The organism is Duganella sp. HH101 (assembly GCF_001758795.1).
In the GTDB taxonomy this organism is placed as follows: Bacteria; Pseudomonadota; Gammaproteobacteria; order Burkholderiales; family Burkholderiaceae_D; genus Rugamonas; species Rugamonas rivuli.
Map to the genome: position 1 here is coordinate 155851 of NZ_LRON01000007.1, position 24028 is coordinate 179878.

A 24028-nucleotide genomic window follows, 5' to 3' on the forward strand; every position below is an offset into this window, starting at 1 on the left:
AACGTCAACAGGGAGTGGGGAATGAGTCTGCATCAGATAGGAACGGCGCCGCAGGCGCAACGGTACGGCAAGCTGGCGGGAGCGATCCGGCTGGCGCTCGGCATGACGGCGGCGGTGGGATTGCCTGCGCAATTCGCGCAAGCCCAGTCGTCGGACGATGGCCAGAAGATCCAGAGGGTCGAGATCACCGGTTCTTCCATCAAACGCATCGATGCGGAAACCGCGCTGCCGGTGCAGATCATACGCCGCGAGGATATCGACAAGAGCGGCGTGACCACCGCCGCCGAACTCCTGAAGAACATCAGCGCCAATACCGCGCCGCTGTCGGACGGCGCCAGCATCACCGACGGCACCTCGGGCCAGCGCGGCTTCAACGGCGCCAACCTGCGCGGAATCGGCGTGTCGTCCACGCTGGTGCTGCTGAACGGCCGCCGTCTCGCCAACTTTGCGTCGCCGGGCGATAACGCCGGCGTCGACCTGAACAACATTCCGGCAGGAGCGATCCAGCGCGTGGAGGTGCTGAAGGACGGCGCCTCGGCCATCTATGGGACGGACGCGATCGGCGGCGTGATCAACTTCATCACCCGCAAGGACTATACCGGCGTCGAACTCAATGCTTCCGTGGCGGGAACGCAGGAAGGCGGCGCAGGCAAGCGTACCGCCAGCATCAGCGCCGGCCACGGCGATCTGACCAGGGACCGCTTCAATGTGTTCGGCGTGCTGGACGTGCAGCAGCTCGATGCGCTGCGTTCCAGCCAGCGCGATTTCATCAAGAGCCGCCCGCTGGCGGCCAATCTGCCGGCTCTGATGTCCAGCAATACCTATCCGGCCAATATCGATATCAGCGGTGCACAGCGCAATGCGCTGATCGCCGCCGGCGTGCTGCCCAAGGGCTCGACCGCCACCCGCATCAACCCGAGCGCGCCGAACTGCGCACCGCCCGCCACCGTGTACGCGCCGAAGGGGCCGGGCGGAGCGCTGGGCTGCAGCTACGACTATATGGAAGACACGGAGATCTATCCGGAAGCGAGCAAGATCGGCTTCATCGGCCGCGCTACGTTCCAGGTGCATCCCGATCATCAGCTGTTCCTGGAGCTGGTGCAGTCGGAGGCGAAGTCCGATTATGTGTTGAGCCCGAATCCGCAACGCATCCGCAGCCTGCCGGTCAGCCTGCTGCCGTCCATCTACAAGGCGGCGCTCAGCGCGCCGGGCTTGCCGGCCACGTTCAGCGGCATCCGCTACCGGATGACCGAGGCGGGCAACCGCACCAACCAAGTGACCAGCGACGCCCAGCGTATCGTGCTGGGCGCGACGGGCGCCGTGGCCGGGTGGGACTACGACGCCGGCCTGTCGCGCGCGGAGAACAAGGCGGTCGACAAGTATGTCGATGGCTATGTGCTGTACGATAGATTCGAAGCCGGCGTGCGCTCCGGCGCCATCAACCCATTCGGCCCCTCGTCGCAGGCGGGCCGGGACCTGATCAACGGCATCAAGGTCAACGACGAGGCGCGCAAGTCCAGGGGGACTTCGACCCAGGTGGACGGCAAGGTGTCGACCTCGCTGGCCAGCCTGGAAGGCGGCGACCTGGGATTGGCGATCGGCGCCGAAGGACGGCGCGAGAACACGACGTTCACGCCGTCGGCGCTGCTGCTGTCGAATAACATCGCCGGCGACCGCGATTCAGGCCTGGCTGCCGGTTCGACGACCGACCTGAAGGCCACCGACGACAGCCGCACCGTGTACTCTGTCTACGGCGAGATCAATGCGCCGTTGACCAAGCAGCTGGAACTGCAAGCGGCGCTGCGCTACGACCATTACAGCGAAGTGGGTTCCACCACCAATCCCAAGCTGGGCGTGCGCTGGGCGCCGGTCAGGCAGCTGGTGCTGCGCGGCTCCGCCGGCACCGGTTTCCGCGCGCCGTCGCTGTCGGATCTGAAGCGGCCAACCACCTACGGCAGCGCGTCGAGCTTCCTGACCGACCCGGTGTGCGTGAAGACAGGCCTGGACAGCATCGACGGCTGTACCGACCAGTATCCCGTCGAACGCCGCTCCAATCCCCACCTCAAGCCTGAGAAGTCGCGCCAGTTTTCGTTCGGCGTGGCGTTCGAGGCCAGCCGCGAACTCAATCTCACGCTGGATTACTGGGACATCCGCAAGACCGACGTTATCAGCACGCTGGGCGAACAGATCATCGTCGATAGTGCCGCCAAATACGAAGGTAAATACATCCAGCGCGATGCCGACGGCTACATCGCCAATATCATCCTGCAGAAGGAAAACCAGGGGAAGCTCAATACCTCCGGGCTGGATGTGGGGATCGACTACAAGAGCGCTGCAAGCGCGGCAGGGCGCTTCACCGTCAACATGACCGGAACGCTGGTGCTGCAATATGAGCGCCAGTTCGGGCCATTGGAGCCTTTGCGCAGTAACCTGGGGACGTTCCTGAACGACCAGGTGATCCAGAAGTGGCGCCACAGGATCAGCTTTGGCTGGGATCGCGGCCCGTTCGGCCTGACGCTGGCGAATCAGTTCTCGTCCGGGTATGTGGACCAGAACACCACCTACGACCCGGTCAGCGATACCGTGCTGCCGTCGCGCCGCGTGAAGCCGTACTCCTTGTGGGACTTGACCGGTAGCTGGACCGTGAGCAAGCAGATAAAATTGCGGGCCGGGGTTCTCAACCTGGCCGACACGGCGCCGCCATACTCCAATCAGGCATACTACTTCCTGGCCGGGTATGATCCTACCTATACCGACCCACGCGGAAGGAGCGCGTTTGTCAGTTTGAATTACGCTTTCAAATAATGTCGCCTTGCCGGCGGCGCCAGCTCGGCGCCGTCGGTTTTAATTGGGAATATCGTATGGTTCGTTTTCTAGGAGTGCTGGCCGCCGCCGTAGTGTGGTGCGTCCAGGTTGGAGCTGCGGAGCTGGCTCCGCAAGGTTCCCTGGTCGTCATCGGCGGCGCGTTGAGGGCGGATAATGCCGTGGTCTGGCAGCGCGTGGTGCAGCTGGCCGGCGGCGCCGGGGCGCGCATCGCCGTCCTGCCGACGGCCGCAGCGAATCCGGAACGCTCCGGCGCCAACCTGGCGGCTAATTTGAACCGCTATGGCGCGGCCGCCTTTGTGGTGCCGCTGTCGGTGCGATTGAGAGACCGCGACTACAAGCGCGACGCCGAAGACGAGGCGCTGGCCAGCTCCATCCGCACCGCCGGCGGCGTCTACTTCTCCGGCGGCGACCAGTCCTTGATTACACAGGCCTTGGTGCGCCCGGACGGCAGCCGCACGGCGGTGCTGGAAGCGATCTGGGATCTCTACCGGCGCGGCGGCGTGATCGCCGGCACCAGCGCCGGCGCGGCCATCATGAGCAGCACCATGTACTACAACGCCAGGACCGTGTTCGCCACAATGAGCGAGGGCGTCAACGACGGCCGCGAGCTGGCGCCCGGCCTGGGCTTCATCGGCAACGACGTCTTCGTGGACCAGCACCTGCTGGCGCGCGGGCGCTTTGCCCGCATGCTGCCGGCCATGCTGAAGAAGGGCTACAAGCTGGGACTCGGCATCGACGAAAACACGGCGATGGTGATCAATGCGGCACGCGAGGTCGAGGTGCTGGGTTATCAGGGCGCGCTGCTGCTCGACCTGTCGCGGGCGGCGGTCGAAGGCGGCAAGGACTTCAACATCTCGAACGCCCGCATCAGCTACCTGGATCGCGGCGACCGCTACAACCTGTCCACGCGCCAGTACACGCCGTCGGCCGACAAGGTGGACGGCAAGGTCGATCCGCAAAAGCCCTATCTGAAGGAGCCGGTGTATTCGTCCGACATCCTCGGCCACAACACCGTCCTGGTGACGATGGAAAAGCTGATCGACAACGTGCAGACCGAGGCGATCGGCATCGCCACCGCCGCGCCGGGCGAGCCGCGCCAGGAGCTGGGCTTCGAATTCAAGTTCACCCGCGTGGCCGACACGGTGGGCTACGCGTCGGCCGCGACGGAGGGGTATTCGATACTCAACCTGCGGCTCGACGTGCGGCCGGTGCAAATTACCCGTCCGTGGTACAAATAGGGTGGAAGTTTAGCGGATTCGCTAAACAAGCGGCTTTCAAGAAGGCATCCGGTTGACCGGTGCCGCGTGCAGGGCTATAAAGTTGGATCGCCCCCTACGATTGGAAGCCGAATGTCCGTGATCAAACTCCTGCCGGCCGGCGCGCTTGCGCTGGCACTCGCTGTTCCCGCCACCGCGGCGCAGCCGTCCACGCCCGCCGCTGCGGTCGATGTCTTCATCGGCACCGGCGGCGACGGCCATACCTTCCCCGGCGCGGCGCGGCCGTTCGGCATGATCCAGTTGAGTCCCGATACGCAGGTGCGGCCGTTCCGCCAAAGCTATCCGTGGGCCGCCGGCTACCGCTACGAGGACGACAGCATACTGGGCTTCTCGCACACCCACTTCTCCGGCACCGGCCACTCCGACCTGGGCGACCTGCTGCTGATGCCATACAGCGGCGAGACCAAGCTGGAGCCCGGCTATCCCGAGCGCCCCTTCAGCGGCTACCGCTCGCGCTTCAAGCACCAGGACGAGCATGCGGAGCCGGGCTACTACGCCGTCAAGCTGATGGACAACGAGGTCGATGTCGAGCTGACCGCCAGCGAGCGTGTGGGCATGCACCGCTACCGCTACGCCAAGGGCGCGGCGGCCAAGGTGATACTGGACCTGCGCAGCAGCATCTACGATTACAAGGCCAAGAATTTGTGGTCGCGCCTGCGGGTGCGGGACAACACGCTCATCACCGGCATGCGCGAAACGCGGGGCTGGGCGGCCGGGCGGCAGCTGTACTTCGCCATCTCGTTCTCGCATCCCTTGGCCTCGCGCGCGCTGCGCAACATGGAGTCGGACGTCGAGTACAAAGGCTTCGCCGGCCCTGGCAGCGGTCCGGGCGACAAGGCCATGGTCGAAGGCAAGGCGCTGGTCGGCGCGCTGGATTTTGGCGTACCTGCGGACGGCCAGCTTGAGGTGAAGGTGGCGATATCGGCCGTCAGCGAAGAGGGCGCGATTGCCAACCTGGCCGAGATGCCGGGCTGGGACTTCGACGCCGAACGCGCCAAGGCATCGGCCGCATGGAACGAGGCGCTGGGCGCGGTGGCGATCGAAGCCGCGCCGGATATGCGCAAGATGGTCTACACGGCGCTGTACCACAGCATGCTGGCGCCCAGCCTGTTCATGGACCGCGACGGACGCTATCGCGGCCCGGACAACGAAGTCCATCAGGCGCAGGGCTTCCGCTACCACTCGACCTTCTCGCTGTGGGATACGTATCGCGCGCTGCACCCTTTACTGACGCTGATCCAGCCGGAACAGCGCAACGTGGACTTTGTGCGCTCGCTGATCGAATCGCAGAAGGCCAGTCCCTACGGCATCCTGCCGGTATGGCAGTTCCATGGTCTTGAAACCTGGTGCATGATCGGCTACCACGCGGTGCCGGTGATCGCGGACGCCTACATGAAGGGCTTGAAGGGCTTCGACGCCGAGGAGGCCTTGAAGGCCATGACCAGCAGCGCGGAGTACGGCCCGTACGGCGGCCTTCAGCACTACATGAAGCTGGGCTATGTGCCGATCGACCTGGAACCGGAAGCGGCGTCCAAGACAGTGGAATACGCCTTCGACGACTGGACCATCGCCCGCATGGCTGAAAAGATGGGCAAGAAGGACATCGCAGCGCGCTACTACAAGCGGGCGCAGAACTACCGCAACTCCTTCGACGTGAAGACCGGCTTCCTGCGGGCGAAGAAGTCCGACGGCACCTTCCGCGAACCGTTCGACCCGGTGCTGTCCAACTTCGGCAGCGACTACACCGAGGGCAGCGCGTGGCAGTACTCGTGGTATATGCCGCACGATAACGCGGGCCTGATCCGCATGCTGGGCGGCGACGCCGGCCTGCAGAACAAGATCGACATGATGTTCGACGCCAAAGTGGACGAGAAGGTGTATGCGCACATGGAGGACATCTCCGGCCTGATCGGCCACTACGCGCATGGCAACGAGCCTTCGCATCATGTAGCTTACCTGTACAACTACGCCGGTGCGCCATGGAAGACGCAGAAGCGGCTGACGCAGGTGGTGGCGTCGCAGTACAACACCACGCCGGCCGGCTTGTCGGGCAATGACGACCTGGGGCAGATGTCGGCGTGGCTGGCCTTTACGGCGCTGGGCTTCTACCCGGTTGCGCCGGGCAGCAATGAGTACGTGATCGGCCGCCCGTTCCTCGACAAGGCTGTGATGAATCTGCCGAACGGGAAAACCTTCACCATCCGCAGCGTGGGCCTGAGCGCGGAGAACGTGTATGTGGCCGGCGTGACGCTGAACGGCAAGCCGCTGGCGCAGAGCTTCCTGCGTCATGAGCAGATCACCGCCGGCGGCGAACTGGTGTTCACCATGTCCGCCAAGCCGAATACCGATTGGGGCAAAGGCGCGGCATCGCGGCCGTACACGCAGACGGCTTACTGAGTCGCTTGATCGGGCTCCGGCATGGGAGTAAAGTAGCCGTTCAATCAACTGCTACTTCCTCACTTCAGGAGCCCTATATGAAACGTGTCACCGGCATTGGCGGTGTGTTCTTCAAATCCCCGGACCCGAAGCGGCTGACCGAATGGTATCGGGTGCATCTCGGTTTCGACGTGTCGGAATGGGGCGGCGTGGCCTTCCGCTGGTCCGGCACGGGAACCACGGCGTGGAGCCCGTTCAAGCAGGACTCCGACTATTTCGCTCCGAGCACCGCGCCGTTCATGTTCAACTATCGGGTGGACGACCTGCATGCGCTGCTGGCCGCGCTGCGCGCCGAAGGCTGCCAGGTCGAAGACAAGGTCGATGAATCGGAGTACGGCAAGTTCGGCTGGGTGATCGACCCGGACGGCAACAAGGTCGAGCTGTGGGAGCCGCCCGAAGGAAAGTGATATGCCTGGCGACTAGATGGGCAGGTGCACCCCGCACATGCCCAGCATGATGAGCAGCGCTGCCAGCGCGGATGCGGCGATGCCCGCCGCGCTCCAGCGGTCGGCCCGCTCGCGCCGCGCGCCATGCGCCAGCGCTACCACCCGCGCGCCCAGCACCAGATGCGACAGCGCCAGGAACACGCCGAAGTAGTAGTGCGGCACGAGGCGGATATTCCATGCGTCGTGTATCAGGCCGGCCGGAGCGCCGGTGGCGAAGTCCCAGTCGGTCTCGATGCCGGCGAAGCGGCGCGCGTAGAAGAACACCGAGTTCATATGCGCCAGAATGAAAAACACCAGATAGGCTCCTGAAGCCAGTTGCAGGCTGCGGAAAAAGTCCGCAGGCCGTGTGCTGTGCGCCCTCACCATCGCCAGGCCGGAGACGACCTGGAACAGGAACAGCGCGACGATCAGCGGTTCGACCAGATGCGCGCGATAGATGGTGCGGAAGATGTCCATCAACTGGCGATGCTGCGCTTCGCCAAGCAGGCCAGCCAGGTGGTTCGTCATGTGCATCGCCAGGAACAGCAAGATGATCGCCAGCGCGCTGATCCCGTGCCACACCCGCAACCGGGGTGAGGGCGCTTGCGCGGCGGCGGGCGTGGAGCTCTGTTTGCGCACGGTGGAGCGGACTGAATATTCTCATCGCTGCCGCCACTCATTCTCGTAAGCCACCACCACCTGCTCTCACGGACCGCCGCCGCCCAGTCGCTTATAGCACCGCCGCTTGATCTCATTGGTCACCACCAGCGCTCACCCGGGCTGCGGCCATCCCCTTGGGAGAACGAAAGGCCACTTCCGCCCCGTTACGACCTTCGCATTACATGGCTGTTATGAAAGCCCACGCCTTCTAAAATTCAATGTGTGTGTCTCAAAGAATATAGCCGAATAAATTAAAGCTGAGTCCCAAAACAGCGAACTTGATCCTACTCGCGGCGTCTGTTCTATTACTGCAACTTGACACAATAGTGTCAGACATAAAAAAGCCTGCGATCATACGAAATACAGGCTGTATGTGCCCAGCGCATCAAATCTTATTAGAACGGTATATCATCCTCCAAGGTATCCGATAGTTGCTTGACGCGGGTTTCTATCTGCCCAAGTATCTTTGCCACTTCTCCGCTGTACTTAGGGAGATTTTTAGAGGACTTTATTTTAGGCACTATCAGATTTGCCACCGTTTTAACATGATCGCTCGCTATTCTTAGTTGCTCCAGCATGGCCAACTGCTCGGCTTGTTCAGCGATTTTTAAAGTATCTTTTGCGTAATCAATTGTAAGTTGAAGCAAAACGAGCCAGTGATTTATCCCATCATCGGTGGAAGATGAAGCTGGATTTTGACTGATTGCGCGAACGATGCTAAGCGTTTCCTCTACCATGTCTTGCATACTGCGGAGTGGCGGGCTTTGATCAGTAACTTCTGTAGCGAGTATCGCCTGAATCTTCTCATCAAGTTCACTCCAGCAACGATTGAATGCCCGGCTCAGTTGAATCTCATCCAACGGAATATTTGTGTCTGTATTCACGGCCTTCATAAATTTAAAGACCTCGTCTCGGGAATAAGGTGTCGCTTGAAACTGAAGTAACGGTCCGGCCAATTGAGCTGGATCTACTCCAAATAAAAGCGGGCAAACCTTTCCATTACGGCTATCCTTTGAGACGGCACCAGCTTCAAACAATAACCAAGGAGCTGTTAGATTTTCTGCGGTTAAACAAAAAAGACCGAACTGACTGCTATGCAAACTTTCAGCAATATCAGCAGCCCAGCGCTGTCCTTTAGCCACGTCATCTGGAGTGAAGTATGGGCGTACCGACTGAATAACTTCGGGTAACCAATGCCGAAAGGCCTCCCCAATTTGTTTACTCTTCTCACCTGACCAAGAAATGAAAATCTGCATTCTGAAAACTCCCTAGTTTTACTGTTCCATTGGCCCCGTCGGCTACAGGCCGAACTCGGGCAGCGCTGATCACTTAATCAAGAAGTCATCCTTGTTTTTTCCTGCAAGCCAGAGTGGGGCCCGGCCTCGACCAGTCCAGGTCTCACCAGTCTCAGCATTTCGATACTTCGCAGGAACAGGTTGACGGACTTTTGCCGATTTTGACTTAGCGCTGCCACCAAGGTCATTCAGCGTCAGTCCGTAAGTCTTCATGATTTCTGCAATCTGAGCTTTAGCCACCACCAGTTCAGAAGAACGCACTTCCTTAGCCCTTTGTTCCAGTTCCGCGATTTTCGCTCTAATTTCTGCATATGTGCTCATGCTGTTTCCTCATATCATTTAGTAGAGCTCGCAATCTATCATCTTGGGGACGATAAATCTAGCATGTAGTCACATGGAGAAAAATTTCTTCCCCGTTGCGGACCTTCGCGCTGCCACAGCTGAATGGAAAAAAGAATTTCCAAAATTGTTTCGCTTGCGATTAAAAATTCGTGTTGTTAATTGCTTGATGCATTCGAAAAACAAATAAGTATAATCTTGGAAGCAAGTTATTATGACAACGTCTCATAAAATCAATAACATTTAAATTCTCTACTGCAGCCCTGCCCGAAGTATCTAACACTAGGCTTTTTCGTGTGGAAAGCGCCCCAGTCCATGCCTGTGGATGGTATCGAATTTTTTCAAAATGAATATTTCCTTCATCATTCAAAATTCTAACTAGAAATTTATGCTTAGATTGATTTACCAAGGATTTTAGAATTAAAAAATCCTCATTGGCTGAAAATCGCTCAAAATTTATTAAGAGTTTTTTTTGAAACGGTGATGTCAACTTCAGATAATTGAGTGTGTCTTTATTCCATCCGATTTTACTTTCGGAAAATTCTTTGCCATTTAACTTTGGACGCCCAAGTACCAGCGTAATCATTAATGGAATCGAGTCACAGGCAGCATGTAAGTTTTGAGCTAACGCAATCGTATGCGCTTCATAATATTGACGTTGAGGAAATATGTCGTTCGCTTCCGTTAAAAACAGGCCACTTCGCTCCAGCAAGAGTTTTTCTTCGGAACTGTATTTTTGAAGCTCGTGGTAATGTAAGCGAGAGTAATCACATCGCTTCGCGAAGGACTGCAACGAAAGATTCAAATCATCTTTAGCTGGGTTATAGTTGCTGGCAGTCAACATTTCGTTGATATTAATTGTGAAGTTTCTTTTCAAACCCCCTCCTTATGTATAAGAATATTGGTGTAAGGCGTAAGACAACAGGATACCAGCTTGCTTAAATGAAAATATCACACTTTTGCACAATTCGACGGAAGGGCATACCTCTGGGCCATTCGCTAATTTGGAGGTGAAAAGGGGGGCCCTATCCGACTTGCGATGCCAACAAGTGTCTGACTTCAAGTGTCGTCGGCTGGCAGTAGATGATGAGAATGAGTGAGCAGCTTGATGAGAATACTCAGCCATGGCAAAGTGGGCTACCGGAAAAAGTACAACCTCTTTAGACCCTATTCCGGCAGCGCTTTGAGCTACTTTTTAGCACGGGCCGCCGGTCGCCCCTCCTTTTTCGTTCCAGGAGCGTTGTGCCTACGCATAGTTTCACCTGAAAGTGGCATGTGATAAGAGGTGTGGATCACGCGATCCATTACGGCATCGGCAACAGTTTTGCTATCCATTAGACCGTGCCAAAGTTCCATTGGAAGCTGGCTGGTGATGATAAGAGACTTTGTCCCTATTCGGCTATCGATCAGTTCAAGTAGATCATTCTGAGCGCGTTCCGGGAATGGCTGAATTCCCCAATCGTCAAGAATAAGCAAATCGAACTTTTTCAATTTTTCCAGCGTTTGGTTGAACGTGCCCGTGGCATGCGCCGCAAAGAGGTCTTCAGTAAGCGCTGGAACGCGCGTAAAAAAGCATGAAAGTCCCAGGCGACAGGCATGGTTACCGAGCGCGTTGGCAAGCCAAGTCTTACCAGTACCTGAGGGCCCAGTCATAACCACGTTATAGCCTGAACGGACCCAATCTAATGAAGTGATACTGAGCATTGCTGACTTATCTAAGCCACGAGGGGATCGATAGTCGATGTCCTCAATGCAGGCTGAACTGATGGGTAGGCGCGCCTTCTTGAGTAGATACTGAAGCCGCTTATTGTCGCGAAGAGTAGTTTCGTGATCGACCATACTACGTACACGATGTTCGAACGGGACGTCATTGGCAGATGGATTAGTCAATTGTCGCTCGAACTCGGCGGCCATACCCGGCAGTCTCAAGTCGTTCAGTTTGTCGATAGTAGGGTTATTCATCATGGGGATGCTCCTTCGATTTATTCAGTATGCGGGCATAGTAATCGGCGCCACGGATGTTCTCGTGATCAATCTTTAATATGGAGTTTTCATGCGAAACTTGAGGAAGGAGCGTGTCCAAATTCTTGGACAAAATGGTCCGGAGCGCTTCCATGGAACTGACTTTGTTTGCCGACGCATATGTACATGCCTCTTCCACACGTTGGTTGCCGTACTTCTTGCAAAGCCACTTCATGCCTTCTGTTGTTCTATAACCGGACAGGAAGTTACGCGATTTTTTAATCTGCATTTCCAACATCGTTACAGTACACACGCCGACAGTGCTAGCCCAAGATAGAGCCTCTTCGGCCGACCAACCTGAGACTGCTTTGTGATTGGGCGGCTGATGATCGGATAATGTAACAATGCTGCCTGGTGCATTGCTTCGGATATGGCATGCAATTAGCTCACTAGCATGAAGAAATTCAATAGATTTTTCCGTCATCCTATATTCAATCTGGCTATGCCGAAACTGATATGGAACGCTGTAAAAGCTACCTTCCACTTCCACGTGATAGTCTTTTTCCGCCCTTGCCTTGCCCCATTCGGCCAACTCGTATGGCGCGCTAGGTAGGGGCAACAGCGCAGGACGTTCATGCTCGATCCATTTACTAAAACGACTCCCGGACTTTTTCTGAAACTCCTTCGAATTCAATTGAGTAAGTAGCACTGATATTTCGCGATTGACTTCCGCGAGTGAGAAGAGACGACGATTACGCAGGACGAATAGTATCCAGCGCTGGGCGAGCGAGACCCCTGCTTCAGCCTTTGGCTTGTCTTTTGGTTTGCGGGCCCGTGCAGGAAATGGTGTTGTGCCGTAGTAGTGGCACATAGCTTGGTAGGATTCGTTTATCGTTGGAAAGAATCTGTCAGCTTTAGTTACTGCCGCTTTCAGATTGTCGGGAACGATAACTCGCGGAACCCCTCCAAAATACGTAAACATACGGACGTGCGACGCCAACCAGTCGCGTACCCGCTGTGTATGTGTTGCTTCACAGAACGTGTATAGGGAGCCGCCCAGCACCCCAATAAATACTTGGCAGTCCACTGGGCGCATTGTTTGGGGATTGAAATACCGCACTGTCATTCCTGAATAGTCGACGTAAGCAACTTCGCCAAATTGATCGACGCGACGCATGGATATCCTCAGTCGCCGTCGGTACTGACTGTAGCGCTTGCAAAACTGCTGATAGCCCAGCGTATTGCTCTCAGGGGCTTGGTCGACCCATTCTTGGTGCAGAATCGCCAGAGTGGCACCTCGTTGCTGCAAGGCAAGGTGAATGTTATCGAAATGAATTTGCTGATCCGCCACTTGTGGCCCGGCCTTAGGGTATAAAAGGGCCTTGAGCTTGTCGTCGCTTATGTCACTCGGCATTGGCCAGGGGACACCAGAATTTTTGTACCGCGTGAGAATTTTGGCCACAACGGTACGATCTACGCCAACTACTTGAGAAGCTCCTCGCTGAGACATATTTCGATCCAACACATATGAAAGAATATCTTTTGCCATTCGCATACTAATTTTTTTAACGCGCATAGTTATCTCCCGACTGCACATCGCGGCGCAGTCCTCGATTCGACGAAGATCTCGAAAAATAGCTGTCCCTGCCCGAAGCGGACATAGTCGCTAGGCACATTGACAGTTGTTTAGAACGGGGGCATACTCGGCGCTGGACCTATACATTTGTTCCAGTGCATTTCAAAGGCCTGTGAGTCGCCACTCACGGGCCTTTTCATTTTCGCCCCATATTTTCTCTAAGTCATGGGGCCTCCTTTTTCTTGTCCGCAGGAAATTGGTTGCTTGGTATCCAACTATAGTCCGGCGTTACTCGCCCGTCCTTTAGACCCAGAGCGACCGCGATGGCGTGACTTTTTCCTCGCTCGGGGACTGTGCGCGCGCGTAGAACTTGATAAACAAGGCTAGGTTTAAAGCCATTCTTACGGGACCAGTCAGCTATCGAAATACCCCGTTGGCTGAACTCACTGATCACTTGGTCGGCTGTCAAAGGCACGTGAACCTCGCTTCTTATACATTACGTTAAAATGTATAACAGTCTAGGTCTTTACGCAAGTCATTGATTTTATTCAATTTTTTACAATCTCGGATTTTTGACTTTGAGAGAGAAATTCTAAAATTGGTATCCTGAGGTCTCCGCCGCTACGAGGGAAAACTCACGCAAATAGCGCGTTTTTTTGGTATGGGATGTGGTCTAAGTTGAACACAATCAAAAAACCTAATTTTTTGATGCCAAAAATACCATGGAGCATGTTATTCTCGTCAGACAACGAATGTTTCCTGGAGGAGTAGATGAGTTATAGAAACAAAACTTACGTAGCGTTCGCAAGCGAGAACATTCATTGTTACCGTCTGATGGAGGCTTGGCGTGAGAGTGAACACATCGACTTCAATTTCTACGATGCCCATGATCTTTTTATTTCTAGGGATTCTAGTCAACGGGATACGATCAAAAAGAATCTACGTGAGAGGATGAAGAATGCCAAGCAAATAGTTTTGCTTGGGACTTCAGAATGCCGAAAAAAAGGAGGCGACCCTTACACCTTTTTGGGATATGAAATCGAATTGATACTGGAATTTAATCTTCCGGTTATTGTCGCAAATATAGGGGGATCTAGAAAAGTAGAAAATACTTTTATACCACAGCCTTTGATAAATTCTGATCACTATATGGTAGCCGTTTCTTTCCAGCCGGCCATAATAAAACATGCGCTGGATAAGTACACCTTAGAGTTCTCTCAGGGAATAAAAAAAGGATGTCAAATTTATGGCGATTCGGTTTATAAATCGCTTGGAATATAAAAATGGAGATTATAGAAGACCTGAAAACATTGAGGTTTTGGCGGCATTTTTTTGTGAAAGCGTTGGCCATAGCTGGTGGAGCCTCCGGACTCATACAATTTAATAATACTGTTTTCCCTAATAACTTATGGACAGGAAATTATGTTTTTGCAAGCGTCGTAGCCATGTCTCTTGTCATGGGGCTATTTCTTTGCTGGCCAAGACCAATTACAGCCGAGTATAGCGCGCCGAAAACTAGAATTAGTGTAATAAAAGGTGATTTGTTAGATGAAAAGGGACACCTTGTAATTGGTGCATCAGATACATTTGATACCGAGCCTCCAAACATAATTGCGCGCACAAGTTTGCAGGGGCAAGTTCTAGATAAATTATATGGTGGCAATCTCGGTCTACTGGATCAACATCTCGATGCAGCCCTCAGCGGCATTCCGGCTGTGAGTACAATTGTTAAGCCAGGAAAAAAAAATAAATACAATATTGGCACGGTTGCAGTCGTCGTGCAGGGGCCTAGGAAATTATTTTTTTCGGCGTATAGTGAAATGAACGATCTTAATGAAGCCAGAGCGACTGCGGATACCGTGTGGAAAAGCCTGCAAGCATTGTGGACCTCTGCCTCTATTCACGGAAACGGCTCCACGATTTCAATACCTGTAATTGGTGGTGGACAAGCGCGTTTATCCAGTATTTTACCGGCTCAGGACTCTATACGATTTATTGCTCTATCTTTTATGATGGCGTCACGACGAGAGCGAATTTGCGACGAATTACGCATAATTGTACGAGAGGATGATTATAAAAAACTAGACAGACTTGAGATTCAATCTTTTATATCTTCACTTCGACCGTCATGAAGAAAATTTCGAATCTCGATATCCCTAAAAATACCCGATGCGCTTTTTGTGACTATCTATCTGGAAACAGACCTTATACGGTATTGCATAAAGACGAAAATATAGCCATCCTTGTTACTCGCGAGCAACGTGGTTTAGGGCATGTTCTGGCTATCCCTATTCGTCACGTAGAATCCATACTTGATATAGAAGATGAAGAAGCAGCAGAGCTAATGAAAGTGATCCGAAAGGTTGCGACAGCAATTGATCAAGCCTATGGCAGACCTGGAATTTCCATTTGGCAGAATAATGGAATTCCGGCGGGTCAAGCGATTGCTCATGTGCACTTTCATATCGCTGGAACACTTGAGATTGGAGGGACGGAACGCGGTACTGTTCCTGAGATTTCCCTTGAGGAAACCAATGCAATTGCCACCCGTATACTTCAATTTTTTTAATAATTCCGCCATCGATATCCTCCCATTTTGACTAGTTATCTATGTTCAACCTTCTGATATCATCAAATGCTGATGCTTGGCTGCAGAGCCCGTATGAGCTAGAACGTGACCGAGTTGCAATCGAGTATACGGTAGACGAAATTAGTGAGCGCTATAAGTTGCTTGACTCCACAGCAATAGATGAGCTGAAAGGGTTTCCTACACTATTCGTGACTGAGAATGAGGCCGTAGAAACTCGTATCGGTATTATTACATCGATAAAGATCAGATTATCGACTGTTTTGATCGGTTTTGAACTCGATCCTATTTTTCCGGCCCTACCCAAGGGAACAATAGAAAATATCCGTAGAGATATCGATCTAGGCAGGTGGGAGCTTTCTCGTACGCACTGGGCTATCAAAGATGAACCGATCTTCGACATCCTTGTCAAGAAAGGATACATTACGTTAGATCAGGTCAAGGAATTTCAACGGCTGCGATCAACCAACTATCCAGACCCGCAGGTCATACCCACGCCAGCGGGCGTATTGAACACAAAGCAAGTTTTCATTGTGCACGGCCACGACGACATCGCAAAACTTGAAATGGCTTCATTTATTAAAAGTTTAGGTTTGGAGCCAATCATATTGCACCTTCAAGCGAGCTCCGGACGAACTATCATAGAGAAAATTGAATACTATTCGAATGTTGGATTTGGTATTGTTTTATATACGCCCTGCGACATTGGTTGTAAGGCTGGTGCTTTGAATTATTTGTATAGGGCGAGGCAAAATGTCGTATTTGAGCATGGTTATCTTATTGGAAAACTTGGAAGATCTAGGGTGGCTGCGGTTATAAAAGGAGGGGTGGAAATTCCAAATGATATCAGTGGAGTTATTTATATTTCCCTGGATCACGAAAACATCTGGCAAGAATTCATAAAAAAAGAATTGCGAGCAGTAGGCTATAAAGTTTAATTCATTAATTCATAAGCTCATAAGCTCATAAGCTCATAAGCCAATAAAATATATTCCGAAAAATTATAGGTTATTCGGCGTGAAATTAGGATGAATTATTCTGATGTCAAATAAGAGACTGCAATATAAGGCCGCAGTCCCGTACTGAAGCAAGAGCGGCATGCCACAAATCCCATATGCGAGGGCCATGCGCCTGTGCCGCCACACATGATGCACTCTCGACCTTGGTTCGAGAATTTCACTGCTTGATGCTGTCTAACTTCCCATTCTTCGCTGCTTAGATACAACATTGACAATCCTCTAATTACAGTTCTCTTCCACTCTAACTTACTCGAGTATATGGCTGTGCATTCAGTCAATTTGCGTTAAGCGAATAGCCAATGAAAAAAGCCCATCGACACGCCAAAAACGATAAATCCAATGATGCCGAGGATCGATAGCGCAACTACCAGTTTTCTGACCGAGTACGCCAGCAGGAAGATGAACACGCCAGCCATGACGTAAATCAGTTTCGCTATTGTGGTGTGTACAATGAAAAAATGATAGTTATCTAGCAATTTTGATAATGCTGTGGTGCAGAAATAGGTCATCGCGCCAGGAAAAACGACGTCGATCAAAAAACCTAAATATTCGGCACCTTGAGCCTGTCGCTCCCCATCGTTGTAGTAGCTATTTCCAATCTTGTGCCAAGCCATGTCAAGCCCTCCCTATATCAAGATTCTCCATGATATGTAGATTATAGTCTACAAGCAACCCGGTGGCTGCGATTTTGTAGACTATAGTCCGTGGATTGATGGTCTCATAGTGGTCATGCTCAGACGAATGAGACGGGACTACGACCAGATACGCAAGCAACTTGCGTACAACATCCGAGTGTTGCGCGGCCAAAAAGGGTTGTCGCAAGAGGCGCTCGCCTTTGGCGCGGAGCTAGATCGGACGTACATCAGTCAAGTTGAGCGCTGCGTAGGCAATCCGTCTTTGCTGGTTCTATGCAAGATCGCGGCCGTTTTGAACGTTGATATTAATGAGTTGTTTGTTGAAGCAACTCTTGACGCCAGGCAGTGAGCTATAGCAGCAGCTTACGCCAGGCCGTTTTGCTGCGATGCTAGCCAACCTTGCCGATGAGCGCGCGCATCATGCAGCGCGTGGTGCCATGGTCCTGTTTGTTCATGGTAGGAGACCACCGCGTGATGGAACGCCGCCGAGTCGCTAAGGCTGCGCAGTGCGCAGCGACCGGTTAAGTTAGCGGGACACACGCCATCAAGCGCATCAAGTAATAACTCCCAGTCCATGAAGCTGTCGCAAGCCACTGTAACAGGCTGAGGCAGCGTTGCAAACCACTCCCCTAGCCGAGTCGACAACTGCGCCCTATCAAGCGCGGGGGATGCTTTGCCAAGCTGCGGCAATACAGCGGCATGGACAAATTGGTTGCACCATTCCGCTCGGTAGTCGGCCCGCTCCTCATATAGCTCAAGCAGTCCGTCCTCAGTGACCATACCGATGCTTATCAGGTCGCAATCGAGTGAATCTGTAAATTCAGTGTCAAGAAATACAAGCATCTATCCCTCTTTTTAGAAGTAACTTCTCGGTGAAGCGCGGTTTCGCGAACGGATAACTGGTCGAAATCATACGCTACGGCTGTTATTTTTTTGCTTTAATCGAAAATTCTTGACAAGCGACAACCAATTATTAACAATAAACTATTCTTTACGCGAACAAAGACTCATCTCATTGAGATGTTGGCTTAGTCGGGCGATTAGCCAGACTCTATTGGATTGATCTCACTTGAGCCGCAGCGAAAATTTGCGGCCCTACAATCGGCTTGCGCCTCATTCCGGTCCGCAAATTTACGCTGCGGCTTTTCTAGGTGAAGAATATTAGTACTATAACTTCTGATGATCCTCGTCCAATTTTGCTTCAAAAAATTAATTTGGGAGCTAGTCGGGTCGAATATACCAATAACCATATCGTTTTGCTCTGCGGAGGCAAGGTAAACTATCAGGAGCGCAAAGAAGATCCGCCACCAGTGGTTGCCTCACTACGGCATGCTATTACGCATGCTTTTCCTCAATACGAGACATATCGCCCTGAAGACATCACTGATTGGCATGCGGATGGAATGTTTCGAAATCTAATGGATTTTGAACAAGAGCTGGCTGGCATCTGCTCTCTAGTTGCAGTAATTTTAGAGAGCCCCGGCGCTATTGCCGAGCTAGGTGCATTTTCCCAGCTCCCCGAACTCCATAAGAAAATGGTGGCAATCAAGTCTTTAGATTTTGAAAATGCTAAAGCCTCGAATTCCTTTATTAACTTAGGGATACTGCGATATATTCGGGAGCAATCCAGTTCAGCTGTAAAAAATTATCCGTGGCGCATTGATGTGCCAAGCTCTATCACTCAAGAAGTTGTGACAGATGTTATTGCTGATCTTCAAGAAGAATTAGATAAGGTTCCAAAATCGCTCGTTTTTAGATATGATTCTAATTCACACAAACTCACGCTGATATGCGAAATGATATCGCTCTTTACTGCGTTGAAGGAAAGTGAAATTTCTGAATTTCTAGCATTTTTAGATATTAAACTTGATAAGGATGAGCTCCGCAGGAAGTTGTTTCTTCTGGAACGATTTAACTTGATCACTAAGCGAACCTATAGTGACGCGGCTTTTTACTTAAGCGGGAAATACCAATACCATAGACTGCGACTCACACTTTCCGATGGTACTAGGCATGACGCGATAAGAACGCAAGCTGATTGCGTCGCATTTTATCGAACAAACTCAAAACAAAGAAATCGATTCCGCGCTATACAACAGTTTTCTACCGCAATCGCCATATGAGTAGCAAACTGTTAACTCAAATCCGAGCAGGTACTGGATTGCCAATCACTCAGATTGAGCGACTAATAGTTCGTGCGCCGTACACCTACAAGATTTATACTATCCCGAAGAGATCAGGCGGGGAGCGAATCATAGCGCAACCGGCCCGCGAAACTAAGCTAATTCAAAATTGGTTAGTCGAAAATGCCTTTGGTTCTCTCCCCATCCATAAAGCCGCCACTGCGTATAGGTCCGGAGCTAGCATAAAACACAATGCTGAAATGCATGCAAAATCAAGATATATGGTCAAACTTGATTTTAAGAATTTCTTCCCATCTATTACCTATAATGACCTAGTTGCACACTTCAGCCGCCATCTTTCAGAGCAGTATGAAATTGAAGACATTAAGAGAATGGCTATTATAAGTTGTCTTAATATTGGAAGATTGGATTTGGCGCTAAGTGTAGGTTCGCCAGCATCGCCGTGCTTATCCAACACTGTAATGTATGAGCTCGATAATATAATACAGAATTGGTGTGATGACAAACATATAACCTATACCCGTTATGCAGACGATCTTACGTTTTCTACCAATCAGAAAGATATATCCACCGAGGTCGAGATCATGATAGCTTCGTCTATTGCAACGGTTCAGAATCCTAGGCTTTCAATTAATAGTGAGAAAACTGTTCATTTATCAAAAAAATTCAAACGAATGGTGACTGGCGTTGTTATTAATAGCCAAAATAACATCTCTTTGGGGCGCGATAGAAAACGAGAGATTAGTGCTTTAATTCATAAATTCTCAATTGGGATTTTAAGTCCCGATGAAGCATTCAGAACTCAAGGGCTGCTTGGATTTGCCAAGGACATTGAACCAGATTTTGTCGTTCGAATGGATAAAAAATATGGAAATCAGCTTCTAGAGCAGATTTTTAAACTCAGGAAAGTTACCGAAATTTAAAATAGAAGTGAATAACTCAAGCCTTCAACCACAAATGTCGGACGTATATAAAATAGTATTAGATATACGCGTTGCTAGATGATAATTGCTCTGTTCGAAATTTCGACGCCCGCCGTGGTGTTCGCATAAGGAATCGATTGGCGGCGCTAAGTGCGACTCGGTGGCGGCTATCAATGCGAATGGGTGGCGGTAGTTCATGCGATTAAGTGGCGGCGCTTGATGCGAATTAGTGGTGGTTTGGACGCGAATATCCAGCGGACGCCGGCTGCGGCCAACACGATCCAGATTCCAAGCCAGAGCGTGGTGTCGGCGACCGGGTCGCCTGCCATGTAAAGCAGTACGCCGGCGGCCGTGTAGATGGGCGGAGCGGCGACGGCTAGCCAGGCCAGGCGCTTGGCGGTGATCTGCGCATCGTTAGGATGGGCGAGCCTGCCGAGCTTCCAGGCCACCACGAAGCCGATCAGCGGTATCGCCATGGACAGCGCCAGCAGCAGCGCCGGCAAGGCCATTCCCGCATTGACGTTGGCGTGAAACCCCTTGAGCAGATACGGATAGAAAATCGCGCAGACGGCTGGCGATGCGTGCCACCACGGCCTTGCGGCGTCATGGCGTTGGGGAATGACTGGTGCGGTTGCGTGCATGGATGGGCCTCCGATGATAATGGCCCCGATGGTAGTCCGCCACGTGGCAGCGGGGGGAGACCAATTCGGGGATAAATCATGGGGCCATCGGCACTTGTTTGATAGCGCTAACATTGTCTCTGAAAATTTTCAAGCGGAATAGTCAGCGAAATTGTGGAATTGGCTCCAGCGTCCAAGCCGCGCCACAGTTTGTGCGATGCAGCACGGATTATCCTTTACAAAAAACGACGACAAGCTAGACTACAGGTCTTGTTAGCGCTAACAATTTGGAGTGTCTGTGAACAAAAGTGCGGTATATCGTTGGGTCGTCATGGGAGTCAGTGGCTGTGGAAAGAGCGAGATCGGGTCGCGCCTGGCCACGGAACTCGGAGTGCCTTTCCTTGAAGGCGACACTTTCCATCCGGCGGAGAACGTCGCCAAGATGTCGGCCGGCGTGCCGCTCAATGACGAGGACCGGGCCGGCTGGCTGCTGACGCTGCAAGCCAAGATCCGGGAAGCGGCGCAACGTGGCGAGGGACTGGTGTTGTCCTGCTCGTCCCTCAAGCGACGCTACCGCGACCTGCTGCGCCAGGCCGACCCCGAGCTGCGTTTCGCTCATCTGGACGGCGAACGCGCCGTCATCGAAAGCCGCATGCAATCCCGCACCGGTCACTACATGCCAACAAGTTTGCTCGACAGCCAGTTGCGCGACCTTGAACCGCTGCAGGCCGATGAATCAGGCTTGCGCCTGGACCTGACGCTGCCGCCATCGCAGCTGGTCAGTCTTATTTTGCAGTATCCGGAGCCGCAGCCATAGCGTGCCATCCATAATTTAACTGGGAGACAGAATGAAAAGCGATATCACCAAGAAGATACCGAAGCGGCGCTGGGGCATAGGCGCGCTGCTCGGAGTAGGCGTGTTGATCAATTACATCGACCGCATCGGCCTGTCCGTGGCCGCGCCACAGATCAAGGAATTATTCAACCTGACACCGGTCGAACTGGGCCTGCTGTTCAGCGCCTTCGCCTGGTCCTATTCGCTGCTGCAGATTCCGGTCGGCATGGTGATGGACCGGTTCGGTCCTACCCGCGTCGGCCGCTGGGGCGCTTTCCTGTGGGGGCTGGCTGCCACGATCACCGCGTTTTCCAGCGGCTTCGCCGGCATCTTCGCTGCGCGCATCCTACTGGGTATTGCCGAGGCGCCTGCCTTCCCGGTCAGCGCCAAAGCCACCGGCTACTGGTTCCCGCGCAATGAACGCGGCATGGCAACGGCGATCTTCGACGCCGCCGCCAAGTTCTCCAATGTGATCGGCGTGCCGCTGCTGGCGCTGACCATCGTCACCTTCGGCTGGCGCTGGGGCTTCGGCCTGACCGCTGTGCTGAGCTTCAGCTACTTCATCGCGTTCTATGTGCTGTACCGCGATCCCAGCGCCGATCCCAAATTGAGCAAGGAAGAACTGCGCTACATCCAGGACGGCGGCGCTTCGCCGGAAGGTCCGTCGGAAGCGGGTGCGCTCAATATGCTGGGCTATCTGCTGACCAAAACCAAGATCTGGGGCTTGACCATAGGCTTCGCTGCTTACGGCTACTCGTTCTATCTGTTCCTGACCTGGCTGCCTGGTTATCTGGTGCAGACCATGCACATGAGTATCCTGAAGTCGGCCGGCTACGCCGCGATTCCGTGGCTGGTGGCGACGGTGGCCGACTTGTTCGTCGGCGGCTGGCTGATCGATCATCTGATCTCACGCGGCAAGGATGAATCGCTGGTCCGCAAAGGTGTGCTGGTATGCGGCATGGTGCTGGGCCTGGCCGTGTTCGGCGCGACCCAGACCACCGATCCGGCCTGGGCGATCTTCTGGATCTCGATCGCCCTGGGCGGCCTGGCTTCGGCTGCACCGGTGGGCTGGTCGCTGCCATCGCTGATCGCGCCGAAGGGCGGCGCCGGCACCATCGGCGGGATCATGAACTTTGCCAATAACCTGATGGGCGCGGCCGCTCCTATCGTTACCGGCATGATCGTCGGCGCGACCAACTCGTTCACCAACGCCTTCATGGTGGCTGGCGTGATCCTGTTGATCGGCATCGTGTCCTTCGTCTTCGTGCTCGGCAAGATCGAAGCCATTCCCGACCCTGAGCCGCGCGGCGCCATCCAGCCGGCGCGCTGATGTAAGTCCTACCTGCGGATGAGGCGGCGCCGACAGCGCGCCGTCTCGCCGACAATCAAAATCTGGAGACAAAATGAAAAAAAGCATTTATGCGGTGGGTGCGCTCGCCCTGGCCACTTGTTCGACCGCCGCACTGGCGCAAAGCAATGTGACGTTCTACGGCGTGATGGACATGGGCATTTCGCAAGACCGCGGCGGCATCGCCGGCACATCGACCCGCGCCACCAGCGGCATGGCGACGCAAAGCCGCTGGGGCTTCCGTGGCAGCGAAGACCTGGGCGGCGGCATGTCGGCCTTCTTTGTGATCGAAGGCGGGATTCATGCGGACACGGGGACTTCGACCCAGAACAATACGCTGTTCGGCCGTACCAGCATCGTCGGCCTGGGCACTAAGTATGGTGCGGTATCGGCGGGCTTGCAGGATACGCCGCTGTTCACCACGCTCAATACCATCGTCGACCCGCTGCGCAACGGGATTGCGCGTTCCAACAACCTGATGTCGTCGACTGGTTTCCGGGCCGGTAATTCGGTGCTGTATCGCACGCCGGTCATCGATGGCTTCAGCGCCGACGCCATGTATGTGGCGGGCGAGGTGGCCGGGGATCAGCGCGCCAGCCGCGCACTGGGTGGATCGTTTGGTTACAGCCATGGTCCGCTGAATGTGCGGCTGGCTTATCACAACAAGAACAATGACACGGCCACGTTGAAGAACACCGGCTCGGCGCGCAATACGCTGCTGGGCGCGAACTATGACTTTGGCCCGGCCAAGGCCTGGTTTGGCTATGGTGTCGACCGGGGTTTGAACTCCTCGCCCCTGAACAGCTCCATCATCAATTTCGATGGACCGGCGCCGGTTGCCTCCACAGACAGCCGCGATGTGCTGCTGGGCGTGACGGTGCCGCTTGGCGTGAGCACCGTGGTTGCGACGTATATCAACAAGAACGACCGCACCGCGCGCAATCAGGACGCGCAACAGTATGCGCTGGCGTATATGTATGCGTTCTCAAAGCGCACCGACATCTACACCTCCTATGCGCTGATACGCAACCACAACGGCGGCGGCTACACGGAAGGGAATAGCGAAGAACCGGGTATCGGCAACCGTCAGTTCACCGTCGGCTTGCGCCACCGCTTCTAAG

The 24028-nt window shown here is 53.7% G+C and carries 24 protein-coding genes; 14 read left to right on the forward strand and 10 right to left on the reverse strand.

Annotated features, from left to right (window positions below; translation table 11 throughout):
• The first annotated feature begins 21 nt into the window (after positions 1-21).
• The 4 genes from DUGA2_RS13640 to DUGA2_RS13655 all read left to right on the forward strand — a co-directional run bounded on the left by DUGA2_RS13640 (position 22) and on the right by DUGA2_RS13655 (position 6946).
• The gene (locus tag DUGA2_RS13640; RefSeq protein WP_070269790.1) at positions 22-2805 is read left to right on the forward strand and encodes a TonB-dependent receptor; all 2784 of its coding nucleotides are present in this window, start codon (positions 22-24) and stop codon (positions 2803-2805) included.
• Positions 2806-2861: 56 nt separating this feature from the next.
• Positions 2862-4064, forward strand: coding sequence for a cyanophycinase (locus DUGA2_RS13645; protein WP_070269791.1), 1203 nt, complete (start codon positions 2862-2864; stop codon positions 4062-4064).
• 111 nt (positions 4065-4175) lie between these two features.
• Entirely contained in the window at positions 4176-6500 is a 2325-nt protein-coding gene (locus DUGA2_RS13650; protein WP_070269792.1) for a GH92 family glycosyl hydrolase, read from the forward strand.
• Positions 6501-6577: 77 nt separating this feature from the next.
• Entirely contained in the window at positions 6578-6946 is a 369-nt protein-coding gene (locus DUGA2_RS13655) for a VOC family protein (RefSeq protein WP_070269793.1), read from the forward strand.
• A 12-nt stretch (positions 6947-6958) separates the two neighbouring features.
• Here the strand turns inward: DUGA2_RS13655 and DUGA2_RS13660 are convergent, their stop codons facing one another.
• The 7 genes from DUGA2_RS13660 to DUGA2_RS32650 form a co-directional block, all read right to left on the reverse strand.
• Positions 6959-7603, reverse strand: a complete 645-nt coding sequence (locus DUGA2_RS13660; protein WP_141753266.1) for a hypothetical protein — start codon at positions 7601-7603, stop codon at positions 6959-6961.
• Positions 7604-8019: 416 nt separating this feature from the next.
• Positions 8020-8880 (reverse strand): TIR domain-containing protein, encoded by an 861-nt coding sequence (locus tag DUGA2_RS32630; protein ID WP_071658904.1) that lies wholly within the window; start codon positions 8878-8880, stop codon positions 8020-8022.
• Positions 8881-8949: 69 nt separating this feature from the next.
• Complete coding sequence (locus DUGA2_RS32635) at positions 8950-9240, reverse strand: H-NS family nucleoid-associated regulatory protein (protein ID WP_071658905.1); 291 nt, start codon at positions 9238-9240, stop codon at positions 8950-8952.
• A gap of 160 nt (positions 9241-9400) precedes the next feature.
• Positions 9401-10135, reverse strand: coding sequence for a hypothetical protein (locus DUGA2_RS33515; RefSeq protein ID WP_141753267.1), 735 nt, complete (start codon positions 10133-10135; stop codon positions 9401-9403).
• A 311-nt stretch (positions 10136-10446) separates the two neighbouring features.
• Entirely contained in the window at positions 10447-11223 is a 777-nt protein-coding gene (gene istB, locus DUGA2_RS32640; RefSeq protein WP_071658906.1) for an IS21-like element helper ATPase IstB, read from the reverse strand.
• Positions 11213-12796 (reverse strand): IS21 family transposase, encoded by a 1584-nt coding sequence (gene istA / locus DUGA2_RS32645; RefSeq protein ID WP_168167785.1) that lies wholly within the window; start codon positions 12794-12796, stop codon positions 11213-11215. Before istA ends, istB begins: the two co-directional genes overlap by 11 nt.
• 223 nt (positions 12797-13019) lie before the next feature.
• On the reverse strand, positions 13020-13271 hold the full coding sequence (locus DUGA2_RS32650) for a DNA-binding protein (RefSeq protein ID WP_071658907.1): 252 nt from the start codon (positions 13269-13271) through the stop codon (positions 13020-13022).
• 296 nt (positions 13272-13567) lie between these two features.
• Between DUGA2_RS32650 and DUGA2_RS32655 the strand changes: the two genes are divergently transcribed.
• From DUGA2_RS32655 to DUGA2_RS32665, 4 genes are read left to right on the forward strand one after another with little or no spacing between them, the layout of a single operon-like run.
• Positions 13568-14077 (forward strand): TIR domain-containing protein, encoded by a 510-nt coding sequence (locus tag DUGA2_RS32655; RefSeq protein WP_071658908.1) that lies wholly within the window; start codon positions 13568-13570, stop codon positions 14075-14077.
• A gap of 2 nt (positions 14078-14079) precedes the next feature.
• Positions 14080-14928, forward strand: coding sequence for a macro domain-containing protein (locus DUGA2_RS33520; protein ID WP_141753268.1), 849 nt, complete (start codon positions 14080-14082; stop codon positions 14926-14928).
• Positions 14925-15365, forward strand: a complete 441-nt coding sequence (locus DUGA2_RS32660; RefSeq protein WP_071658909.1) for an HIT family protein — start codon at positions 14925-14927, stop codon at positions 15363-15365. The genes DUGA2_RS33520 and DUGA2_RS32660 overlap by 4 nt, the downstream gene beginning before the upstream one ends.
• 41 nt (positions 15366-15406) lie before the next feature.
• Positions 15407-16321 carry a TIR domain-containing protein gene (locus tag DUGA2_RS32665; RefSeq protein ID WP_071658910.1) on the forward strand — a complete coding sequence of 305 codons (915 nt, stop codon included), beginning with the start codon at positions 15407-15409 and terminating at the stop codon, positions 16319-16321.
• Positions 16322-16686: 365 nt separating this feature from the next.
• Here the strand turns inward: DUGA2_RS32665 and DUGA2_RS13680 are convergent, their stop codons facing one another.
• Positions 16687-17016: a hypothetical protein gene (locus DUGA2_RS13680; RefSeq protein WP_070269798.1), complete on the reverse strand. Its 330-nt coding sequence runs from the start codon at positions 17014-17016 to the stop codon at positions 16687-16689.
• A gap of 127 nt (positions 17017-17143) precedes the next feature.
• Between DUGA2_RS13680 and DUGA2_RS13685 the strand changes: the two genes are divergently transcribed.
• Positions 17144-17386 (forward strand): helix-turn-helix domain-containing protein, encoded by a 243-nt coding sequence (locus DUGA2_RS13685; protein ID WP_070269799.1) that lies wholly within the window; start codon positions 17144-17146, stop codon positions 17384-17386.
• 14 nt (positions 17387-17400) lie between these two features.
• On the opposite strand, the gene DUGA2_RS32670 is transcribed toward DUGA2_RS13685, so the two are convergent.
• Positions 17401-17880, reverse strand: coding sequence for a 3'-5' exoribonuclease (locus DUGA2_RS32670; RefSeq protein WP_071658911.1), 480 nt, complete (start codon positions 17878-17880; stop codon positions 17401-17403).
• Between the two features lie 308 nt (positions 17881-18188).
• Here DUGA2_RS32670 and DUGA2_RS33525 point away from each other — a divergent pair, with 308 nt between their 5' ends.
• Together DUGA2_RS33525 and DUGA2_RS32675 are read left to right on the forward strand one after the other, a co-directional pair.
• Entirely contained in the window at positions 18189-19160 is a 972-nt protein-coding gene (locus tag DUGA2_RS33525; protein ID WP_141753269.1) for a retron St85 family effector protein, read from the forward strand.
• Complete coding sequence (locus DUGA2_RS32675; RefSeq protein WP_071658912.1) at positions 19157-20104, forward strand: retron St85 family RNA-directed DNA polymerase; 948 nt, start codon at positions 19157-19159, stop codon at positions 20102-20104. Before DUGA2_RS33525 ends, DUGA2_RS32675 begins: the two co-directional genes overlap by 4 nt.
• Positions 20105-20298: 194 nt before the next feature.
• Here the strand turns inward: DUGA2_RS32675 and DUGA2_RS13690 are convergent, their stop codons facing one another.
• Positions 20299-20745, reverse strand: a complete 447-nt coding sequence (locus tag DUGA2_RS13690) for a hypothetical protein (protein WP_141753270.1) — start codon at positions 20743-20745, stop codon at positions 20299-20301.
• A 310-nt stretch (positions 20746-21055) separates the two neighbouring features.
• Here DUGA2_RS13690 and DUGA2_RS13695 point away from each other — a divergent pair, with 310 nt between their 5' ends.
• From DUGA2_RS13695 to DUGA2_RS13705, 3 genes are all read left to right on the forward strand, one after another.
• Positions 21056-21541: a gluconokinase gene (locus tag DUGA2_RS13695; RefSeq protein ID WP_070269801.1), complete on the forward strand. Its 486-nt coding sequence runs from the start codon at positions 21056-21058 to the stop codon at positions 21539-21541.
• Between the two features lie 31 nt (positions 21542-21572).
• Complete coding sequence (locus tag DUGA2_RS13700) at positions 21573-22889, forward strand: MFS transporter (protein ID WP_070269802.1); 1317 nt, start codon at positions 21573-21575, stop codon at positions 22887-22889.
• 73 nt (positions 22890-22962) lie between these two features.
• The gene (locus DUGA2_RS13705) at positions 22963-24027 is read left to right on the forward strand and encodes a porin (RefSeq protein WP_070269803.1); all 1065 of its coding nucleotides are present in this window, start codon (positions 22963-22965) and stop codon (positions 24025-24027) included.
• Position 24028 lies beyond the last annotated feature (1 nt).

Excerpts from the sequence above, each read along its gene's own strand:
- DUGA2_RS32655 (WP_071658908.1), top strand. The coding sequence starts at position 13,568 with ATGAGTTATAGAAACAAAACTTACGTAGCGTTCGCAAGCGAGAACATT.
- DUGA2_RS13655 (WP_070269793.1), top strand. The coding sequence starts at position 6,578 with ATGAAACGTGTCACCGGCATTGGCGGTGTGTTCTTCAAATCCCCGGAC.
- DUGA2_RS32675 (WP_071658912.1), top strand. The coding sequence starts at position 19,157 with ATGAGTAGCAAACTGTTAACTCAAATCCGAGCAGGTACTGGATTGCCA.
- DUGA2_RS13705 (WP_070269803.1), top strand. The coding sequence starts at position 22,963 with ATGAAAAAAAGCATTTATGCGGTGGGTGCGCTCGCCCTGGCCACTTGT.
- DUGA2_RS13650 (WP_070269792.1), top strand. The coding sequence starts at position 4,176 with ATGTCCGTGATCAAACTCCTGCCGGCCGGCGCGCTTGCGCTGGCACTC.
- DUGA2_RS13700 (WP_070269802.1), top strand. The coding sequence starts at position 21,573 with ATGAAAAGCGATATCACCAAGAAGATACCGAAGCGGCGCTGGGGCATA.
- DUGA2_RS13690 (WP_141753270.1), bottom strand. The coding sequence starts at position 20,745 with ATGCACGCAACCGCACCAGTCATTCCCCAACGCCATGACGCCGCAAGG.
- DUGA2_RS13685 (WP_070269799.1), top strand. The coding sequence starts at position 17,144 with ATGAGACGGGACTACGACCAGATACGCAAGCAACTTGCGTACAACATC.
- DUGA2_RS33520 (WP_141753268.1), top strand. The coding sequence starts at position 14,080 with ATGGAGATTATAGAAGACCTGAAAACATTGAGGTTTTGGCGGCATTTT.
- DUGA2_RS32665 (WP_071658910.1), top strand. The coding sequence starts at position 15,407 with ATGTTCAACCTTCTGATATCATCAAATGCTGATGCTTGGCTGCAGAGC.
- DUGA2_RS13695 (WP_070269801.1), top strand. The coding sequence starts at position 21,056 with ATGGGAGTCAGTGGCTGTGGAAAGAGCGAGATCGGGTCGCGCCTGGCC.
- istB (WP_071658906.1), bottom strand. The coding sequence starts at position 11,223 with ATGATGAATAACCCTACTATCGACAAACTGAACGACTTGAGACTGCCG.
- DUGA2_RS32635 (WP_071658905.1), bottom strand. The coding sequence starts at position 9,240 with ATGAGCACATATGCAGAAATTAGAGCGAAAATCGCGGAACTGGAACAA.
- DUGA2_RS13645 (WP_070269791.1), top strand. The coding sequence starts at position 2,862 with ATGGTTCGTTTTCTAGGAGTGCTGGCCGCCGCCGTAGTGTGGTGCGTC.
- DUGA2_RS32630 (WP_071658904.1), bottom strand. The coding sequence starts at position 8,880 with ATGCAGATTTTCATTTCTTGGTCAGGTGAGAAGAGTAAACAAATTGGG.
- istA (WP_168167785.1), bottom strand. The coding sequence starts at position 12,796 with ATGCGCGTTAAAAAAATTAGTATGCGAATGGCAAAAGATATTCTTTCA.
- DUGA2_RS32670 (WP_071658911.1), bottom strand. The coding sequence starts at position 17,880 with ATGCTTGTATTTCTTGACACTGAATTTACAGATTCACTCGATTGCGAC.
- DUGA2_RS13640 (WP_070269790.1), top strand. The coding sequence starts at position 22 with ATGAGTCTGCATCAGATAGGAACGGCGCCGCAGGCGCAACGGTACGGC.
- DUGA2_RS13680 (WP_070269798.1), bottom strand. The coding sequence starts at position 17,016 with ATGGCTTGGCACAAGATTGGAAATAGCTACTACAACGATGGGGAGCGA.
- DUGA2_RS32660 (WP_071658909.1), top strand. The coding sequence starts at position 14,925 with ATGAAGAAAATTTCGAATCTCGATATCCCTAAAAATACCCGATGCGCT.